We start from the raw sequence: 17244 nt of genomic DNA on the forward strand, positions 1-17244 counted from the left end.
AAAGTACCCTTTATTCTTTTAACATCAAATCCACAATTTTAATTATTTTCGAAATTAGCTGCTCAGGCTTGTTTACCATTACTCCTAGTTCTTTAATAGCGGCAATAAGATCGGTATTATTTTCATCATAATATTTAGAAATTTCAGACATAACTTCCTCCCATATCTCTTTTGCCATGAATCCGCTACATCCTACTGGTATTAGCGCCAATCCTAATTGGTGAGCTATTTCAAATTCTTTTTTGACCCCTTGTGCAATTTCCAATTTTCCATTAACGAGTTTATTACCCATAAAAAATATTGCTATGCCGGCAGTGCTAATCACCTCATTTCTGTATTTTTCCCAAGTTTGCTCCCTTTCTTTTGGATCTTCTATATATTGCGGGAAAGGCTTCATATTTAGATAATTACTTACTTGTCCATTTTGATATTCATACACTCCTTGAATAGCTCCTGTTATGAAAGCATTACCAATACCTAATCCTATACCAGAAGAGATTTTATAGTTTTTTTCAATTAAAACTTTACCAAGGCGGCATAAAAAAGACTCAACATCACATTGTTTAAAAGGAGTAAAGTCGTGAGCACTTCCAGACAAAAAAATTGTTTTTCGTCTATGAAGCCTTTCAATCCTTTGTAATATCTCCGTTATATCAGAGTATTCTTTTACTAATATTGTTTTAACTTGGAATCTCGACAAGTCTTTGATCAGTAAACCTTGTTTTATTTTTGCATTTTCGTAAAGAGCAATAGAATCAAAGTTAGTTTCATCGCATTCTTTAAATATACAATAATGCTGCCTTTGGTGCTTTTCAAAATATGCTCTTACGCGACTCATAATATAATCTAAATTAGGGTCAGTGAAACTAAACCCTAAAAAAAGAAAGGTTTTTGATACTAAATCTCCTGATAATGCCGTTATGTAGGGCTGCATTTTAAGCGGGTACTGTTCGTAATCGTCTTTAGTCAAGACTGCACTATCTGGGTGGTCTATATCACCATGCATTTTGTATACTACTGCATCTCTTTTTTTCTTTGTAAGTGCAAGATGATTATTAGTATATTTTATATCGACTATCTTGTGCGTATTTTCTAAAGACTTTTCAATTAACTTATCGTAGTTTGTTGTCCAATACGTTTTAATGGGAAGACGAGATAAAATTTGATGATTTTTAGTAGGACTTTTAGCAGTAGCTATTTCATCCATCAGCTGCTGGCTTATTCTATTTCTTCCATTTTCGTTTAAGTAAAATTGAGCAAGACCAACTAAATCTATTTCCTCTTCAATATTTAAATGCAGTTCATCTGCAAGTGGTCTAAGAAGCTCTTTCCAATTAACGTACCCTGCAGATGAAGAAAGGCCAGCACCAGCAAATATGGCAATGTTGTTCTCCTCTAACTCACTAATAACATATTGAATAAATGTAAGCGTCTAGCGAACCACACCTAGCATCGATGTTCTGATTATCTAAAAATACCTGCTCAATGATAAATTCGGAGCAGGTGATGAAAACTTACAGAACAAGCGCACAGTGGCAGCAGCTTTTGCTGAAACGCAGTACGTTTAGTGGTACTAATATTGAATTCTGCCAACACCATAATGTCGCTATTACGACTTATTATAAACAACGTGCTTTACTGGCAAAAGACCAGCCTAATTCCACCTTGCCAGTGCACACGCAGTGCCTTACATCATCACGTTTTGTCCAGGTAAAACAAACTACTGAAGTCTGCGCGCAAACTCGTCAAAATACGCTGCAGTTTGATACGCTAACCGGCCAACTCACGTTTCCTATCGATTTAGCGACGGCCGATATCGTTGCCATTATTAAAGGGCTAACGGTATGAGGATGTTCGTTGATGTACCCACCGTCTATTTATGTGCCGATGCCGTTGATTTTCGAAAATCAATTAATGGTCTGGGGGCGTTGGTGGAAGCAGAGCTTGAACTACCCGTGCTCAGTGGTGCGCTATTTGTGTTTTGTAATAAAGGCCGTGACAAACTCAAACTGCTTTACTGGGATAACACCGGTTTTGCACTGTGGTATAAGCGATTAGATAAGCATAAGTTCAAATGGCCCAAACTCATGTCACCCACCATGACCTTAAGCGAGCAGCAATTACACTGGTTATTATCGGGTTATGATGTGATTGGACACAGTAAAATTGATGTCGCAGGTAAGCAAATGCTTTAATATTTGCGATCGATTGATGATCATCAAAGTGAGTTCAGTTAGCACTGCAAAGCCTTTGATGATGCCTTAAAATAGGCGTCATGAAAAATGAACTCGCCCTTAAACAGCGCATTGCTGAACTTGAAAAACTGTTAGCGCAGAAGGATGCCCAGATTGCGGCATTGGAAGAGCGCTGGAACTTGGCCCAACAAAAACAATTCGGCAAAAGTGCTGAAGGCTTTGCCGGGCAAGGCGAGTTATTCAATGAAGTGGAAGAAATTGTTGAGGAAGTTGAGGCAGAGCAACAATCCATTAGCTATACCCGTAAAAAGCCGGTGCGTAAGCCACTGCCAAAAGACTTACCTCGTGAGCAGGTTATTCACGACATCATCGACAAAACCTGTGATTGCTGTGGCGGTGAGCTACATAAAATGGGTGAAGATAAGTCAGAAAAGCTTGAGTTCATACCCGCTAAAATCAAAGTGATTGAGCATATTAGGCCTAAATACGCCTGCCGTCACTGTGATAAATCCTCAACTCAGACACAGATTAAACAAGCCTCAATGCCTGCCATGCCCATCAACAAAGGCATTGCAACCAGCAGTTTGCTCAGTCAGCTTATCACCAGTAAATACCAATACGGGTTACCGCTGTATCGCCAGGAAGCGATGTTTAAGCAATACGGTATTGAACTCAGTCGACAGACCATGAGCAGCTGGATAGACAAATCAGCCTCACTCTTCGCGCCATTAGTTGAACGGCTTAAAGCCGAGCTGTTAAGGCAACCCACGCTGTTTGCCGATGAAACGCCATTAAAGGTGGTGAAATCGGACAAAGTAAACAGTTACATGTGGGTGTATTGCTCGGGTCGAGATTCACCAGACCCGAATAATCCCATCCCTAATATCGTACTTTACGACTTCCACAATAGTCGCGCGGCCGCCTGCGTGGTCAATTATCTTGATGGATATCAAGGGTACTTGCACGTGGATGGCTATCAAGCCTATGCCAGAACAGAGGCAACCTTAATTGGCTGCTGGGCGCATGCTCGTCGTAAATTTATCGACGCGAAAAAGCTACAAGGTAAAAACAAAACCGGCAAAGCGGATGTGGTATTGAGCCTTATCCAAAAACTGTACGGCGTTGAGTCACGCATCAAAGATAAAAGTGTGGATGACAAATATACGGCAAGACAAGAGGTTAGCCTGCCTATTCTTAGCAAGCTAAAAATATGGCTTGAGCAGGATCAGCCAAATTTAGTGGGGAACAGCAAACTGATAGAGGCAGCTAATTACCTGGCAAATCAATGGCACAAGCTCATACGCTATGTTGATGAAGGCCGACTTAGCATCGATAATAATAGAGCAGAACGCGCGGTAAAACCGTTTGTGATAGGCCGAAAGAATTGGTTATTTAGCCAAACGGCTAACGGTGCCCATGCTAGTGCCACCCTTTACAGCATTGTGGAAACCGCCAAGATAAATGGTCTAATCCCATTTAATTACATCTGTGCTTGCCTTGATGAACTGTGCCAGCCTGAGCCCGATATCGACAGCTTGTTACCCTGGAATTTTAAAACATAGGTGTAGTTCGCTAGACGCTCACGAATAAATTGCTCTTGCTCATGATTCATTTTAACCTCCTAATTGTTTTACTGCATTAGCTTAGGCTATTAACTCGCAAGCCAATCATTTAATCTTTCAGCAGTGTTAGTACGATAATCATAAACTAACCACAGATTCGATGAAAACCCATCCAACTGACCCCACACAATATGCCTATAAAGTCCTAAATACTCTTGTTGGGCCCATGATTGATCATTTTTATTAGTAGTAACAGGTAAGAGTGCTACATTTCTTGAGGATAGATATATATCTCCAATTCCTAACTCCCATGGAACCCACTTAGAATTCTGACTATTTTTAGTTATAAATACTACTTGTTTACGACTTACTTTTATCTGTTTTTTCAGGATAAGTGCTGTTTCAGGGTTTGGGTTAACAGGTAATCTATCATCTCCTAAATCACAATATACTGAAGCACCATGGCTTTCTAGTAGATGAATAACACTGGGTAAATACTCCTCATCCTTTGAAGAATGAGACAAGAAGGTATCTTTATTATTCTTTGAGGCTGAATGAGATTTTAAGGCTACCCTCCTTTCCATAGTAAGTGCATCATTAAATCTTCTAAGATCCTCAAAAGTAATAAAATCAACCATTATCACGCCTTAATAAACAAGTATCAATTTTTGACAGATCGAGCCTACTAATTTGCTTTATTAGTAATAGCATGATTAATCCAATTTGAAATGTTTGCAGATATTTCTGTGTATGCATTATTCGATTTAGGATCATAACAGGGGATGAATTCAGATAACTTTTTCCCATTGTCAAATTTTATAAGCTCAAATGGATTTACTCCTTTACAACTGACACCATTTCTAGGACATTTTAGATTATGAATATGAATACCTAAAATAGCTTTACCATCGTTCCAGGCTTTTATTATTTCATGCTTAACCCAAGGCCTCTGAGCTGTTTCACTGCCTATCAAAACTATAATACACCGCTTATATTTCATATTTTGATCTATCCAATTTTCCACAGCTTTTTTGCCCGTCCTTTTTAATGTTTCCCACTCATTCGGCGTGGTTGGAGCATTCCCTTCAATAGAGCCTATATTTCTAATCTGCTGAACTCTCATCACATCATTACCGAAATGAAAACTATAAAAAACAGGTACTCTTGCCATTTTTTTCTCCATGTTAATTGTTGATATTCCACCTAGCATCCCGCCTAAAAAGACACCACCAATACCTGGAAGTATTAGATTACCTAAAACCCCTCCCATAATTACCGGAATTAGACTATCTGCATTACTATTGTTTTTATTTAAATTTCTCTTCGGTGACTTTAATTTTTTATATATTTTCATTTTTGTGTGTACACCTACATTTACCTAAGAACAATAGTCTAGTTTGTATACGTGATATCTAAACAATACACTCCAATTCCCCGTGATCACACCTGAAACTGAGTTAATGATGAGTAATTTACAGCATGGCGGAATTTTGTTCCCGACAAATTCCAAGTACCTAAATCCCTTTAGGCAATGCTGTACAAAGCGTAGCTTGGCCATGGATGGCCTATCTACGCTGGTTACGTTCACATCATTAACGTAAGTTGAAGATAAAGTGTGATCTTCGGGTGCGCCGTGGGATTCCAAAGGGCGGTCGGCGGCAGCCGCCCTTTGGTTGCCATCGCCAACGCGATATAACCTCGAATAGAGGTTATTAAATCTCTAAATCCCACGCAAAAAAACAACTGATGAGCGCGATATAAAATAGCACCAACATATTAATTACACCGAAATTCAAAAGCTTCGCTTTTCGCGTCAGCAAATTCAACGCCTACGAGCGAACATTTAACCTTCAATTTAAAAGCGCGAGGTAAACTCCCGCCTACAACTATTCCACAACTACCTGTTTAAACCTTGCGAATGTTCGCATGCTGTCATCAGCAATCATTACTTCATATTCTGGGTTTTGAGCGATTAGCTCATATTGCCCATTGGGTAATTTATTAACTTTGCGCAGTAAATACTGCCCATCACCGCTTATATCGTCTCGCTCTATCGCGACTATTTGGCCGCGCAGCGATCCCGCTTTATCGGATGTTATAAGCTCAAGTAGCAGTAAATCACCATCCAGTATTGGATGTTTACCGCCGTTCATAGAGTTACCCGAAGCGCGTGCTAAAAAATGCACGTTTGGATCAAGCTTGCCTGCGCCAAGTGGCGCGTCCATCAATTCCATACCGCTTTCATCCCCTGTTTTAAAATGCCCACAGGCAATTCTAATATTGGGAAAGAACGGCAGTTTTAGCGCGTTATCTTGTTCTTTTGCTGTATCGGCTAACTCTTTAAACGCTAACTGAGTTACATTGTCAGCTTTTTGCTCTGTATTTTGTTCCGTGGTTGGCGTTTTTACTTTTAGTCGCTGGCTGTATTTAGCTAAGGTGCATTCAACCAGTTCTAACACGGCGCCGTTTAGTAACTCGCATTTTTCTGCGGGTACGTCAAACGTGGCTTTTACGGTGTTGTTTTGTAAGGTAAACCATTGTGTGCCGTCTTTATTTTTATTGGTGTAGGCTTTAATTGGATTTTTACGCCAGTAGCTCTGCCATGTTTGCGAATCTGCAGCTGCTTGCTGTTCTTTAATAGGTAAATCGTGTTGCTTTAAATTTGGATGGCGCGCGAGTACCTTTGCACTCATTACAGCAAGTTCTGCAACTGTTGGGGGGTTAGCAAAGCCATTTAAAGCAACATAAGCCTCAAGAAAAATAGCTTTGAAGCATTTGGTCATACTGGTAGTTTGTATGCCTTTATGTAAAAAGTCGTAAAACGGTGCTAATTGCTTGGCACTTTGCTGTGCTTCGTCATCAATATTTTGTATTTTAGCAATTAGATCAAACCAACTAGTGTAGTTGCTGTTTACCTTTTTTATATCGCCGTAGTGGTAGTAAAACTCACTTAATGTAGGTAAATGCCCTAGTTGCTCGGCAAGTTGTGTTATATCTTCTAACGCTGTGGTGCGCTGTATTTTGGCTAGCTGCTGCCAAAAGTTGGTAACTTTTAAGTCAATATTTATAAAGCAGCCATCAGCAAGGTTTGGTTTTTTAAGCTTTTTAACTACACCAGTTGGCGTGGTTTCATGAAGTAGCGCATAAGGTTTATTTAAAAAGCTGTGGTGGTTACCAATAAAATCGAGCACCACTAAATGTGTTTTACCTTCGAGGGTGCGTAAACCCCGCCCTAATTGCTGTAAAAAGAGTATTTTAGAGTCGCTTGGGCGCAGCATTAATATGGTATCAATGCTTGGTAAATCAGTGCCTTCGTTAAATAGGTCAACAGTAAATAGTACTTCAACTTTACGCTGTTCTAATTGTTTAAGCGCCTCATTACGTCGTACTTTTGATTGGCTATGCACTGATAGCGCTTTTACACCCGCTTTATTAAATGCAGCAGCCATATAATCGGCATGTTTGGTAGATATACAAAAGCCCAATGTGCGCTGCTGTTTGTATTGCTGCCACTGTAAAAGTGCATGGTCTGCCCGTTTTTGGGTTGCAAATTTGTTTTCAAGTGCTGCTGGATCAAATCGGCCATTACGCCACGGAATAGCTTGGTAGTTTACGTTTTCATCCCAAATACCGTAGTAATGAAATGGCACTAACGTTTTTTGGTCTATCCCCTGCGTTAAGTTACGCTCAAATACTAGGTTGTTGTCGCATAACCCTAAAATATCAGCTTGGTCGGTACGCTCTGGTGTAGCTGTTAAACCCAGTAAAAACTTCGGTTCAAAGTAGTTTAAAAGCTGGCGATATACGCGCGCACTTGCATGATGAAATTCGTCAACAATAATGTAATCAAATGCCGTTGGTGCAAACTGCTTTAAGTGATTACTTCGGCCAATGGTTTGAATAGAGGCAAACAAACACTCAGCGTTTTTGTCTCGCTGTTTACCGTTATAAAACCCAGTAGATAGAGTAAGTAATTCAGAAAATGTACGCTGTGCTTGCAAAAGTATTTCTTCACGATGCGCTACAAATAAAACACGTTTTGCTTTGAATTGTTTTACATCAAATGCACTTAACCATGTTTTACCCATACCCGTTGCTAAAACCACTAAGCCACGCTTAAAGCCCTCAGTACGCGTTTGCGCTAAGGCATTAAGCGCTTCAATTTGAGCTGTCCTTGGTGTTTTAGCTTCATTCTTTTCAATAACTTGCTCAGCTGTATCAGCGTGGTTTACCGATACAAACTGCTGTGTTTTACGCCTAGTAATGTAGCTATTTATCCATTCATGGCTTAGATGGGTAACAAATTCGTGATTAAAAATATTTTCAAAAGCTGTGCGTATACTAAAAAACTGCTTCGCTGCTTGGCTTGTTTTTGGTTGTGTATAATCGTGTCTAAAATTCCACTCATGCCCTTTGGTTAATGCGCTGGCACTAATATTACTTGAGCCAATAAAGGCACAGCCATCAGTAATCTCTTTTTGGTCGTTTGTTTTGACAAAAATATACGACTTCATATGAAAACTTTGATTACTGTGTGTTTGGTAAATACGCACATCGGCTCCACGATCTACCAATGCCATGAGTTCTCTCAACGCATTAGGATGAGTAATATCTAGGTAATCTGAGGTAAGTAATTTAAGTGTTGCACCACTTTGCAAAGCTTCACTGAGTGGATCAAACAACAAAGCTAAGCCACTTGGCTGAATAAATGAAACCGTAACTTCAATCTCAGTGGCATTATTTATGGCATGCACAAGATTAGGTAATAACGGGTCATTATCACCCGTAATAAGCTGCTGGTTATTACTTTGCAGGTGTTGATGTTCACTAAAACTATTCACTTATAATTTCGCTTTGCTATGCGTTAACAAGGCATTGAGCCACACTTCACTTTCGCGCTCTGGGCGCTGATCAACACTTTGCCATTGTTTAATAGCTTTTAACTGCGTATGGCTAAGTAAATGCGTTAAAGAATTTTCGTTTAAATCGGTAAATTCGCGACCATTATGCACACGCTCTGTGTCGCCATATTTAAACGATACATACAAAACACCGTTTGGTTTTAATGCAGTTTGTAGGTTTAAAAACACCTGCGGAAGTTCAGCTTTTGGCACGTGCAATAAGCTAGCGCAGCACCAAATAGCATCGTATTTATTAACGCAATCTAGCTGTTGAAAGGTTTTAACGTCGACGGGTTGTTGTAAGTAACTGCTTGCTAATGCGGCAAGCTCTGGGCTTGCATCAAACGCGCTAACAGTAAAACCCTGTTGTTTAAAGTAAGCAGCATCGCGGGCACTACCGCAACCTGCATCTAAAATATGGCCGTGTTCGGTAACGTGTGGCAAAAACTCAGCATACAGCACTGACATATCAACATTTAGGGTTGAGTCACTAAAGTTTTGTGCGTTTTGATTGTAGTAACTAAGTGTGGAGTTTGACACGAGACACACCGCTCCTTGGTTTATCTGTTAATAACTAACGTATTATTAAGTTAGTATTCATTTAAAACAATTTACCTGATTGGTAAAAATAAATATAGGCTTATTAGTTATATAACCAATAAAAACTACGCCGTTATCATTAATACGCGCCTGCTTTTACAATTATGTAAATTTAGCCTTAACTTTTAAACAATTAAGTACAAGCTTTTGTTATTACTAAATTTAAAAACCACACAACACGTTTAAATTAATCCGAGTGCATAATCGTGCCTACACATTAAAAGCTGCGCTTTTAGCGCCAGCAAGCTCAACGCCTACAGCCCATAAGCGCGAAGTAAACTTCCGCCTACTCTTGTACATTAACCTTGGTTAATTTTTACCTAAAACCTCAAGCCTGACACCTAAAACCTGCTCTTGCTCTACTGGCTATTTTTTAAGTTTCTTTTACCTTTCATCTTTGGCTTTGGATCTGTATAATTCGCCAGCTAATTTACCCTATTGTCTGGTTCTTGTTTGTGGCGTTTTGCTGCAGCCTATCCCTGTCAGTACTTTTTCTAGGATTACATTTTTTTGATCTCCACCGCAAATATCACGATGCAGTTTGGCGCAGAGCCGTTGTTTGAAAACATTTCAGCTAAATTTGGTAACGGTAACCGTTACGGTTTAATTGGCGCTAACGGCTGCGGCAAGTCGACTTTCATGAAAATTTTAAGCGGGGCACTTGTGCCAAGTGCCGGTAATGTATCTATTACTCCTGGGTTAAAAGTAGGTAACCTAAGCCAAGACCAGTTTGCGTTTGAAGAATTTAGCGTAGTTGACGCTGTAATTATGGGCGACGTGGAGCTTTGGAAAGTAAAGCAAGAGCGCGAACGTATTTACTCTTTGCCAGAAATGAGCGAAGACGATGGCATGAAAGTAGCTGAGCTAGAAAGCGTATTTGCAGAAATGGACGGTTACACGGCAGAAAGCCGCGCTGAAGAAATTTTGCTAGAAGCGGGTATCGATAAAGAATTTCATTATGGCTTAATGGCAAACGTAGCGCCGGGCTGGAAACTACGTGTGCTTTTAGCACAGGCGTTGTTTGCAAACCCTGATATTTTGCTACTCGATGAACCTACAAATAACTTGGATATTCATACAATTACTTGGCTTGCTAACGAGCTTAACAAGCGTAAATGTACCATGATTATTATTTCGCATGACCGTCACTTTTTAAACTCGGTATGTACACACATGGCCGATATTGATTACGGCGAGCTGCGTATTTACCCTGGTAACTACGAGAAATTTTTAGAAGCTGCTGGCCTACAACGCGAGCAATTACTTGCTGAAAACGCGAAAAAGAGCGCTGAAATTGACGAACTACAAGACTTTGTTAACCGTTTTGGTGCTAACGCATCTAAAGCGAAACAAGCAAGTTCGCGTGCTAAAAAAATGGATAAAATTAAACTTGATGAAGTTAAATCGTCAAGCCGTATGAGCCCTTCGCTAAGCTTTGACGAAGGTAAAAAAATGTATCGTCAAGCGCTTGAAGTTAACAAAATTGGCCATGGCTTTGATGGCGAAATGTTGTTCTCTGGCGGCGACTTATTACTTGAAGCCGGCGCCAAGCTTGCGGTAATTGGCGAAAATGGTGTGGGTAAAACTACCTTTTTACGCTGTTTAGTAGACGAGCTTAAAAGCTTAGAGGGCGAAGTTAAGTGGTCTGAAAATGCTACTTTTGGTTATTGCCCGCAAGACAGCACTAAAGATTTTGATAACGACTTAACCTTGTTTGATTGGATGTCGCAGTGGCGCACCGCTAAGCACAACGATTTAATGGTACGTGGCATGTTAGGCCGTTTGTTGTTTACAGCAGACGATTCAAACAAAAAAGCGCGTAACTGTTCAGGTGGTGAAAAAAACCGTTTGTTATTTGGTAAGTTAATGATGCAAGACGTTAACGTACTAGTAATGGACGAGCCTACAAACCACATGGATATGGAAGCCATTGAAGCACTTAACAATGCGTTAAAAGACTTCCAAGGTACGCTTATTTTTGTAAGCCATGACCGTGAGTTTGTATCGTCACTTGCTACGCGTATTATTGATATTAAAGATAAACAAGTAATCGACTTTCAAGGCTCGTTTGACGAGTACCTAGCCAGTTGTGAAGAGAAAAAAGTAGCGTAATAACAGCTTTTAAATAATACTCTATTTAAATATTAAGTAAAAACGGTGCTAGCTTTAGCGCCGTTTTTTTGTGCTTGTTATTTGCGTTTCGAGCTTGGGCTTTGGCCTGTGAGCAATTGTTTTTTAAGTAATTAACTCACAAAAAGGCTATGAGGCGCTGCGCTTTTAGAGGGTGAAAAATAAATATAGCTCTACTAATTTACTCTCATTACCTACTCTTTGTGCAATTTTTGTAGGCGGGGCTTTATGCCGCGCATTTTAAATTTAAAAGCCTATTCACAAAGAGGCTATGAGGCGCTGCGCTTTAGAGGGTGAAAAGAGCTGCAAGTTTCGAACTGCGGATAAAATGGAACTGCTCTACTCATTTACTCTCATTATCTACTCTTTGTGCAATTTTTGTAGGCGGGGCTTTATGCCGCGCATTTTAAATTTAAAAGCCTATTCACAAAGAGGGTATGAGGCGCTGCGCTTTAGAGGGTGAAAAGAGCTGTAAGTTTCGAACTGCGGATAAAATGGAACTGCTCTACTCATTTACTCTCATTACCTTCTCTTTGTGCAATTTTTGTAGGCGGGGCTTTATGCCGCGCATTTTAAATAATAAAATGATCGCTTTTAAAATAACCGACGTAATGTAATGTGAAGGGCTTAAAAAGTTGGCTGTCGGGTAACCAAGGTCACTGTGTATATCCCCCTTCGCCATGTAAGTTAAAAAAGGTGTATTTTTTGATGATTTATACACCTTATTTATTTTTGTAACTTAATTTAAAGTATTGAATTGAGTTAAGTAATTGTTCAGCTTAGTCGCGTTATTATGTAATCTAACTTATTGTTTTTCCCTTTGACATTATGTTGTTTTAAGTAGTTTTTGCCAGCTCACCTTGAGCTGGTTTTTTTTGCCTAATTTTTATCAATAGCGTCTAAAAATGTCTAATTGCTGCAAACTAACGTTAATTACCTAACCAGCGCTATAAAGTGTTTAACGAAACAGCAACCTCCTCTAGTACCCTGAATCTGTGCATGTTAAAGTTGCCTTAGCGATTTATTGATTTTATTTATTAGGCGTACTATGCGTTACTTTTTATTACTATTGTTTATTTGCGTAACTTTTAATTCTACAGCAATCATTGCTGCTGAAGATGACCCTTTTTCGGCTCCCACCGAGCAGCAACAAAACCAAGCTGTTGATGGGCTAGCTGCTCCTATGTATAAACCGCTAATGGAGCGTTATATTCTTGATGAGCTTAGAGCTGTGCGTCAAGATCAGCAAAAACTGCGTGAGGATGTAACTAAACAAGTAACTCATGCCCAGCTAGATACCGCTGACCGTGCAATTACCTATACTACTGATACCATTAACAATGTATTTTTTATTATTACGGCTACCGCATCAATTTTAGTATTAGTTGGTTGGAACTCACTGCGCGATGTTAAAAATAAAGTAGAAGACATAGTAAATACCCGAGTAAGCGTTATTACTGATGAGTATGAAGATCGCTTAAAAATTCTTGAAGAAAAACTGCGCGTTCGCTCTGAAGAAATACTCAGTAACCAAGAACGAATTTCGGTCACTAATGAAGTTCATTCACTGTGGATGCGGGCTAATTTAGAAAGTGATTTTGCTAATAAAATTGAAATTTTTGACGAAATTTTAAAACGTAAACCCGAAGACGTAGAAGCTATTGCTTATAAAGCCGATGCACTGCTAGAAATTAACGATACAGCACAAGCTATTGAGCTATGTAACCAAGCAATAGAAATAGACAGCGATTATGGCTATGCTTATTGGCAACGTGCGTGTGCTTATGCGTTAATTCATGAACATGCCGATGCGTTGGCCGATATTAAAATGGCGTTAGATTACTCACCTAACTTACGCAATGAACTACTGCACGAGAGTGCGTTTGCTAGCCTACACGACAACGAAAGCTTTAACGAAATTTTGAGTGCGACTAGCGTTTAAAGTACAGATCTATTGCTTTACTGAGCAGCTCGTCGAGCTGCTCTTCAAACTCTACTATATTTATTTGAAAGTGATTAAAGTACAGCTTGGCCTGAACTTGCGATAAGTTGCGGCTATTTACGCTGTATTGACGTTCACTTTTTTGCTTGTCGTAACGAGGGGTAAATAAAAATTGCGCATAATATGGTGATTTAATATGCTTATTAGCATAGCGACAAAAATCTTCTATGTCGCTTAGCCCTTGTGGGCCTAAACAGCCTGGCTCTACCCGATACTCTAGGCGAATTTTTTTCTCGTCGTTTAACTGCATTTTGATACTTACTTACCTAGTTATGAGTTATCGAAAAAATAACACACGAATTATTTTACCATCTTTAACTTGATAGCTTGAAATAAGCTCTGAGCGTTTATCTATTACGTTTTTATCTACTGAGCAGGTTTCTGATAATTCATGATCAATTACTATGTCGCCATGTACTATGCGTTTAATTGGTGATGAATGAATGCATTTTAGCTTTTTAAACATTAAGCCATAACGGGCTATTAGTTTTTCTTTGCCTTTAAATAGCAGCTCGTTAGGAAAAATATAAAATTCAACGTCTTCGGCATAAACCCGAATAAACTCTTCAATATTACGGGCGTTATAGGCTTTAACTAATTGTTCAATTACAGCTAATGATTCGCGCGATTGTTTGGCTTTTGTTTGCTGTTTTTGCGTTAAGGCTTCTTTAGCTTGCGTTACTACTTGCTCAGCTTTGGCAATAGCGGCGGCTTTTTCTTCTTTATTTTTAATTTTTTCAACTGGCTTAGGAGTTTCGGTGCCAAGTACTTTTGAGTCGTCTACTTTGTTAGGATCAACAACTGGTTTTGTTAATACTGCTTCTTTATGTTCTAGGGTATTGAGCCTATCTGTAGCTTGTTGCTTTGACTCGTCGGCAGCTTGCTGCTGTTTTTCAATTACAGGCTTAGCTTGCTCTGCACTGTTTTGCGCTGTTGTGTTGGTTTCTTGCTCTGTTGCGTAAACAAGCGCCGCGGCACCAATAAATATAAAAGCAAAAACGATAGGTAAAGATTTCATAGTTTTCCTAAAATGAGCACGAAATACTGTTAGGGCGCAACATAGCAAATTTTACGGTTTTGGGGTAGTGATTATCTGTTTAGTACTAGAGCATGTTTGGTATTTAGCATGGTTATTGCCCATTTAAAGGAATAACCACACTAAATAGGTACTTATTTACCTAAAAACCAAACATATTGCTACACGTTCAAGCGGGCAAAATACACATGCCTAACTACCAATATTGCTCAACCGTTATGTGGCCGGGGGTTCTACGGCGATTGCGTTGGTAATTTTGGCTTATTAGTAATTCGGTAGTGTCTTTTACCATTTGCGGATTACCACAGATCATAAACTGTGCATTTTCGGGCGTGGCATCTAGCCCAACGTGCGAAAACAATTGCTTATTAGCTATCGCATCCGTTATTCGTCCGTGCAACCCTACATTAGCTTGCTCACGACTCACTACGGGAATGTAATTTAACTGCTTAGGATGAGCTTCAAGTAGCGTGTTTATAAGCTCCTGATAGCTTAAATCGTCATTTAAACGTACACCATGTACTAGGTTTATATGCTGATACTTTTGCCATACTTCGCTCTGTTGTAGCATGGATAAAAACGGCCCCAAAGCGGTGCCGGTACTAAGCATCCATAACTGCTCGCTGGCGGGTATTTCGTCAAGGGTAAAAAAGCCCGTAGCACGGCGCTCTATTAATACATTATCGCCTGGTTGTAGCTTGGCTAAATGCGATGAGAGTAAACCGTCAACTACGTTTATTAGGTAAAACTCTAAATTGGGGTCATCGGGGGCATTAACGTAGGAGTAAGCCCGCGCAATGCGCTTATCACCATCCATTATAGATAGCTTAGTAAACTGCCCCGCTTTAAATGGCTCAACGTCGGCATTTACCGTTATGCTAAATAACGAGTCTGTCCACCAAGTAATTGTTTTTACTGTTGCATCAACCCAATTAGACATAGTTAGCTCCTATATTATCGGCTATAAAGTATTAAGGTTACTGACTTACTTTAAATGTGCGTTTTAGAGCTTAAACCTTAACATTAAGTAACAAATACTTATAGAGTAATTAGCTGCCAAATTTTACGAGTGAAAATAGGAAATAAATAAATAGAGCTAGATTTATTTTTCACACCACCCACAGCTCTTTTCACCCACTAAAGCACAGCGCCTCATTGCCTCTTTGTGAACAGGTTTTTAATTTAAAATGCGCGACAACAATTTGCACAAAGAGAAGACAATGAGAGTAAATGAGTAGACATAAAACACATTGTTCTTGGCTTTGTTATTCCTCTAAAGCGCAGTGTCTACTAACCTATTTTAAACAGGTTTTAATTTAAAATGCGCGACAACAATTTGCACAAAGAGGAGAAAATGAAAGTAAATGAGTAGACATAAAATACATTGTTCTTGGCTTTGTTATTCCTCTAAAGCGCAGTGCCTCATACCCTCTTTGTGAATAAAATGGGCTTAAATGTTTTTGCACAAAGAGAAGACAATGAGAGTAAATGAGTAGACATAAAATACATTGTTCTTGGCTTTGTTATTCCTCTAAAGCGCAGTGTCTACTAACCTCTTTTTAAACAGGTTTTAATTTAAAATGCGCTATAACAATTTGCACAAAGAGAAGACAATGAGAGTAATTGAGTAGACATAAAATACATTGTTCTTGGCTTTGTTATTCCTCTAAAGCGCAGTGTCTACTAACCTCTTTTTAAACAGGTTTTAATTTAAAATGCGCTACAACAATTTGCACAAAGAGAAGACAATGAGAGTAAATGAGTAGACATAAAACACATTGTTCTTGGCTTTGTTATTCCTCTAAAAGCGCAGCGCCTCATACCCTCTTTGTGAATAAATGGGCTTAAATGTTTTTGTATAAAGAGCAGAAGGTGTGAAAGTATACAAACAGGTTTTAGCGCATTACGCCAGGAAGTTGCTTGGCTGCAAAATAATATCTGGCTTAAACTTAATTTGTAGATGCAGAGCTAACTCACGTTAAAAGCTAAAGTTTAAGCATAAAAAAAGCCGCATAAATGCGGCTTTGGGGTTTAGTCTCACTTCACTTTGGGCGTGTCTCCAAAATTTAGTGAATACGTTACCAAGGAACTGTTTTACTTAAATAGCCAATTACTTAGATAGACTCTAAAGCAATTTTAACCATTTCGTTAAATGTGCTTTGACGCTCGTCAGCAGGAGTTGCTTCGCCAGTGATCACATGATCACTTACTGTGAATAGCGCCATTGCTTTTGCGCCATATTCGGCTGCAACGCCATATAAACCGGCTGTTTCCATATCAACAGCAAGCACACCTAATTTATCTAAATCTTTATAAAAAGTGTCGTCGGCTTGATAAAATGTATCGGTAGTAAATACGTTACCTACTTTTGCTTTAATACCAAGATCTTTTGCAGCATTTACGCCGTTTAAAAGCAGGTCAAAGTCAGCAATTGCTGCAAAATCAGTACCGCGTACACGGGCACGATTTACATTTGAATCGGTACATGCACCTTGTGCAAAAATAACATCGCGTATTTTAACGTCGCTACCAATACCGCCACACGTGCCAATACGAATCAGGTTTTTAACCCCAAAAGTAACAATTAGCTCACGCGCATACAAAGACATTGATGGAATGCCCATGCCCGATCCCATAATGCTTACAGGCTTACCTTTGTAAGTGCCTGTAAAGCCAAGCATGTTACGTACACTGGTTACTTGTTTTGCGTCATCTAAAAAGTTTTCAGCAATATATTTTGCACGTAGCGGATCGCCTGGCATTAATACTGTTTCGGCGAAATCACCTACGTTTGCATTGATATGCGGAGTACTCATTA

At 39.3% G+C, this 17244-nt stretch carries 14 protein-coding genes; 5 read left to right on the top strand and 9 right to left on the bottom strand.

Annotation, left to right across the window (positions count from 1 at the left end; genetic code table 11):
* Positions 1 to 10 precede the first annotated feature (10 nt).
* Positions 11 to 1207 (bottom strand): SIR2 family protein, encoded by a 1197-nt coding sequence (locus I6E78_RS09570; RefSeq protein ID WP_231617973.1) that lies wholly within the window; start codon positions 1205 to 1207, stop codon positions 11 to 13.
* 299 nt (positions 1208 to 1506) lie between these two features.
* On the opposite strand from I6E78_RS09570, the gene I6E78_RS09575 reads away from it, so the two are divergent.
* The 3 genes from I6E78_RS09575 to tnpC all read left to right on the top strand — a co-directional run bounded on the left by I6E78_RS09575 (position 1507) and on the right by tnpC (position 3757).
* The gene (locus I6E78_RS09575) at positions 1507 to 1848 is read left to right on the top strand and encodes a hypothetical protein (RefSeq protein WP_008467385.1); all 342 of its coding nucleotides are present in this window, start codon (positions 1507 to 1509) and stop codon (positions 1846 to 1848) included.
* Entirely contained in the window at positions 1845 to 2195 is a 351-nt protein-coding gene (tnpB, locus tag I6E78_RS09580) for an IS66 family insertion sequence element accessory protein TnpB (RefSeq protein WP_016899347.1), read from the top strand. Before I6E78_RS09575 ends, tnpB begins: the two co-directional genes overlap by 4 nt.
* A gap of 80 nt (positions 2196 to 2275) precedes the next feature.
* Positions 2276 to 3757, top strand: coding sequence for an IS66 family transposase (tnpC, locus tag I6E78_RS09585; RefSeq protein ID WP_016899348.1), 1482 nt, complete (start codon positions 2276 to 2278; stop codon positions 3755 to 3757).
* A gap of 89 nt (positions 3758 to 3846) precedes the next feature.
* On the opposite strand, the gene I6E78_RS09590 is transcribed toward tnpC, so the two are convergent.
* The 4 genes from I6E78_RS09590 to I6E78_RS09605 form a co-directional block, all read right to left on the bottom strand.
* Entirely contained in the window at positions 3847 to 4395 is a 549-nt protein-coding gene (locus I6E78_RS09590) for a toll/interleukin-1 receptor domain-containing protein (RefSeq protein ID WP_197182361.1), read from the bottom strand.
* Between the two features lie 47 nt (positions 4396 to 4442).
* On the bottom strand, positions 4443 to 5111 hold the full coding sequence (locus tag I6E78_RS09595; RefSeq protein ID WP_231617974.1) for a TIR domain-containing protein: 669 nt from the start codon (positions 5109 to 5111) through the stop codon (positions 4443 to 4445).
* A 532-nt stretch (positions 5112 to 5643) separates the two neighbouring features.
* Entirely contained in the window at positions 5644 to 8598 is a 2955-nt protein-coding gene (locus tag I6E78_RS09600; protein ID WP_197182362.1) for a DEAD/DEAH box helicase family protein, read from the bottom strand.
* A complete protein-coding gene (locus I6E78_RS09605; protein WP_197182363.1) occupies positions 8599 to 9198 on the bottom strand; it encodes a class I SAM-dependent methyltransferase in 600 nt (199 codons plus the stop codon).
* A gap of 570 nt (positions 9199 to 9768) precedes the next feature.
* Between I6E78_RS09605 and I6E78_RS09610 the strand changes: the two genes are divergently transcribed.
* The gene (locus I6E78_RS09610) at positions 9769 to 11370 is read left to right on the top strand and encodes an ABC-F family ATPase (RefSeq protein ID WP_011329728.1); all 1602 of its coding nucleotides are present in this window, start codon (positions 9769 to 9771) and stop codon (positions 11368 to 11370) included.
* Between the two features lie 1066 nt (positions 11371 to 12436).
* Positions 12437 to 13330, top strand: a complete 894-nt coding sequence (locus I6E78_RS09615) for a tetratricopeptide repeat protein (protein ID WP_011329727.1) — start codon at positions 12437 to 12439, stop codon at positions 13328 to 13330.
* Here I6E78_RS09615 and I6E78_RS09620 read toward each other — a convergent pair.
* From I6E78_RS09620 to deoD, 4 genes are all read right to left on the bottom strand, one after another.
* The gene (locus tag I6E78_RS09620) at positions 13320 to 13640 is read right to left on the bottom strand and encodes a hypothetical protein (protein ID WP_197182364.1); all 321 of its coding nucleotides are present in this window, start codon (positions 13638 to 13640) and stop codon (positions 13320 to 13322) included. The genes I6E78_RS09615 and I6E78_RS09620 overlap by 11 nt on opposite strands.
* Before the next feature lie 27 nt (positions 13641 to 13667).
* On the bottom strand, positions 13668 to 14408 hold the full coding sequence (locus I6E78_RS09625; protein WP_197182365.1) for a nuclear transport factor 2 family protein: 741 nt from the start codon (positions 14406 to 14408) through the stop codon (positions 13668 to 13670).
* Between the two features lie 214 nt (positions 14409 to 14622).
* A complete protein-coding gene (locus I6E78_RS09630; protein WP_011329724.1) occupies positions 14623 to 15366 on the bottom strand; it encodes a ferredoxin--NADP reductase in 744 nt (247 codons plus the stop codon).
* Between the two features lie 1174 nt (positions 15367 to 16540).
* A complete protein-coding gene (gene deoD, locus I6E78_RS09635) occupies positions 16541 to 17242 on the bottom strand; it encodes a purine-nucleoside phosphorylase (protein WP_011329723.1) in 702 nt (233 codons plus the stop codon).
* Positions 17243 to 17244 lie beyond the last annotated feature (2 nt).

The organism is Pseudoalteromonas sp. NZS127 (assembly GCF_015864805.1).
GTDB lineage: Bacteria > Pseudomonadota > Gammaproteobacteria > Enterobacterales > Alteromonadaceae > Pseudoalteromonas > Pseudoalteromonas nigrifaciens.

Coding starts and splice junctions, on each gene's coding strand:
- tnpB (WP_016899347.1), top strand. CDS start 1,845: ATGAGGATGTTCGTTGATGTACCCACCGTCTATTTATGTGCCGATGCC.
- I6E78_RS09575 (WP_008467385.1), top strand. CDS start 1,507: ATGAAAACTTACAGAACAAGCGCACAGTGGCAGCAGCTTTTGCTGAAA.
- I6E78_RS09590 (WP_197182361.1), bottom strand. CDS start 4,395: ATGGTTGATTTTATTACTTTTGAGGATCTTAGAAGATTTAATGATGCA.
- I6E78_RS09625 (WP_197182365.1), bottom strand. CDS start 14,408: ATGAAATCTTTACCTATCGTTTTTGCTTTTATATTTATTGGTGCCGCG.
- I6E78_RS09615 (WP_011329727.1), top strand. CDS start 12,437: ATGCGTTACTTTTTATTACTATTGTTTATTTGCGTAACTTTTAATTCT.
- I6E78_RS09570 (WP_231617973.1), bottom strand. CDS start 1,207: ATGGATGAAATAGCTACTGCTAAAAGTCCTACTAAAAATCATCAAATT.
- I6E78_RS09620 (WP_197182364.1), bottom strand. CDS start 13,640: ATGCAGTTAAACGACGAGAAAAAAATTCGCCTAGAGTATCGGGTAGAG.
- I6E78_RS09595 (WP_231617974.1), bottom strand. CDS start 5,111: ATGAAAATATATAAAAAATTAAAGTCACCGAAGAGAAATTTAAATAAA.
- deoD (WP_011329723.1), bottom strand. CDS start 17,242: ATGAGTACTCCGCATATCAATGCAAACGTAGGTGATTTCGCCGAAACA.
- tnpC (WP_016899348.1), top strand. CDS start 2,276: ATGAAAAATGAACTCGCCCTTAAACAGCGCATTGCTGAACTTGAAAAA.
- I6E78_RS09630 (WP_011329724.1), bottom strand. CDS start 15,366: ATGTCTAATTGGGTTGATGCAACAGTAAAAACAATTACTTGGTGGACA.